A 2,077-nucleotide genomic window follows, 5' to 3' on the forward strand; every position below is an offset into this window, starting at 1 on the left:
CCGTCACGTTCGTGTTCAGAAGCCAGTTCAAACCGCCTTCCGCACCGATATAGAAGCCCGGTGTCGGAGACTGCGCTTGGGCGGCCATCGGCAGCGCGATCAGCGCAGCGGCGGCGAAAAGTGCCTTCTTCATCTCAAATCTACCTCTTTACTACGCTGCCCAAGCGCTTGAAGCGCGGGCCAAAACTCACAGCGAGATAACTGCAGTCAATGTACCTGACACCGCCGCCGGGAGGCTACCCCGGAGGGGGCCACGCAGGGTTTTGGGGCAGCAGGTGTGGCAACCCGGTCACAGTGGCGAACCGGCCTATAGCGAATGATGAGTGATGTGGCATCGGTATTGACGGGTTCGGTCGCCATGGCGTCGTTCGTGGCGATGATGTTCTTCCTGCGCTTTTGGCGGCAGACGAGGGACGAGATCTTTATGCTATTCGGCGCCGCTTTCGGCATCGACGCTGCGATGCGGTTCGCTCTTGGTTTTAACCAGGCTTCTGCCGAGGTGGAGCCCCTGTTCTACCTTGGTCGACCTTTCATGTTCGGCCTTATCATCTTCGCCATCATCCGGAAGAATCGGATTGGCCGGCGCGACTCCTGAGCGCGTCAAGGTTGCTGCACGCCTGACGATCGGGCGGATTGGCAAGCGCCAAGCGAAAGGGCGATTTGTGCGCCGTGCCTGGCGAGCTTTGCAAAGGCGCACCGATCGTGCGTGTCCGGCGTGCGAGGCAGGCCCCTAGGAATCCTTGACCGGTGGATTGGCGAACAGCCGGCGTGCAGCTATGCCGACGGCCGGCGCCTGCAGCAGCACAGAGAACAGCACAGCGGTATATGTCGCCGCCACGACCACCTCCTTGTACGGTCCAGCAGGTACCGAGAGCGCCAGGGCGATGGAAATGCCGCCGCGTACGCCGCCCAGCACCAGGATCGGATACGCGCCCTGCGACAGGGGAGAGAGGTTGCGCAGGGCCAGCATGGGCAGGCCAACCGAAACGGCGCGCGCCACCAGAATCAAGGGGACCGCCGCCAGCCCGAACAGAAGCAGCGACACATCCTTGAGAACCAGTATGACTTCGATGCCGATAAGCAGAAACAGCACGGCGTTCAGCATGTCGTCGATCAGAGACCAAAACTTGGTGACATAGTCGCGCGTGGTTTCGCTCATGGCATGCTGCCGACCATGGTTGCCGATGAGGAGGCCCGCGACGGCCATCGCGATGGGTCCGTTCACATGCAGGCGGTGCGAGAGGGCATAGCCACCCATTACCAGCGCCAGCGTGATCAGAACTTCAAGATTGTGCTCGTTGATCGACCGCAAGGCCAGGAAGGCTATCCAGCCCGCCACGCCGCCGAACGCCGCGCCGCCCAGCGCCTCGAGCGCGAACAGCTTGCCGGCATCGAAAGCGGAAACCTCGCCGGTGTTCGCGACGACACCGAGAAGAATAGAGAACACGACGATCCCAATCCCATCGTTGAATAAGCTTTCGCCCGCCACGGTCGCCTCCAGATCCGGAGGAACCTTGGCAGATTTGAGGATGCCCATCACGGCCACAGGATCGGTAGGACTGATCAGCGCTCCGAACAGCAGACACCAGGTGATCGGCAGGGGAAATCGGGTGGCCATTGCGATCAGCCAAGCGCCGCCGCCGATCACGGCAGTGGAGAGGAGAACGCCGAAAAGAGTGATGATGCCGATCGCCAAGCGTGAGCGTTTCAGGGCATTGAGGTCGACATGGAGAGCGCCCGCGAAAAGCAGAAACGAGAGCATGCCCTCCATCAGGGCATATCTAAAGTCGATGCCTTCAATCAGGCTTCTGATCGGATGGTGCCCATTGACACTCGGCAGTGCCTCGTCGATCGCAATGACGGCGATCGATGCGACGGCGCCCATGATAGTCAGCGCAGTGGTTTGCGGCAGGCCGAAGAAGCGATGGTTCAGATAACCAAAGAAGGCAGCGAGGACGACCAGGCCCGTTGCGACATCGAATGGCCCCAAGGTCGACTCCATCCAGCAAGCTTACACTCGATCGAGAGAAAAGCGGAAGCCACGTGGAACAACAGCACCGGGCCAAGTCCTGTTTGG

General features: G+C 60.8%; 2 protein-coding genes. One reads left to right on the forward strand and one right to left on the reverse strand.

Annotated features, from left to right (window positions below; all coding sequences use genetic code 11):
* The first annotated feature begins 319 nt into the window (after positions 1-319).
* The gene (locus PSV05_RS03140) at positions 320-595 is read left to right on the forward strand and encodes a DUF5985 family protein (RefSeq protein WP_300061368.1); all 276 of its coding nucleotides are present in this window, start codon (positions 320-322) and stop codon (positions 593-595) included.
* Between the two features lie 135 nt (positions 596-730).
* Here PSV05_RS03140 and PSV05_RS03145 read toward each other — a convergent pair whose 3' ends face one another.
* On the reverse strand, positions 731-2,002 hold the full coding sequence (locus tag PSV05_RS03145; RefSeq protein ID WP_300061371.1) for a sodium:proton antiporter: 1,272 nt from the start codon (positions 2,000-2,002) through the stop codon (positions 731-733).
* Between the last annotated feature and the right edge of the window lie 75 nt (positions 2,003-2,077).

Source organism: Thermomonas sp., from assembly GCF_029945965.1.
GTDB lineage: Bacteria > Pseudomonadota > Gammaproteobacteria > Xanthomonadales > Xanthomonadaceae > Thermomonas.

Coding starts and splice junctions, on each gene's coding strand:
- PSV05_RS03145 (WP_300061371.1), bottom strand. CDS start 2,002: ATGGAGTCGACCTTGGGGCCATTCGATGTCGCAACGGGCCTGGTCGTC.
- PSV05_RS03140 (WP_300061368.1), top strand. CDS start 320: ATGAGTGATGTGGCATCGGTATTGACGGGTTCGGTCGCCATGGCGTCG.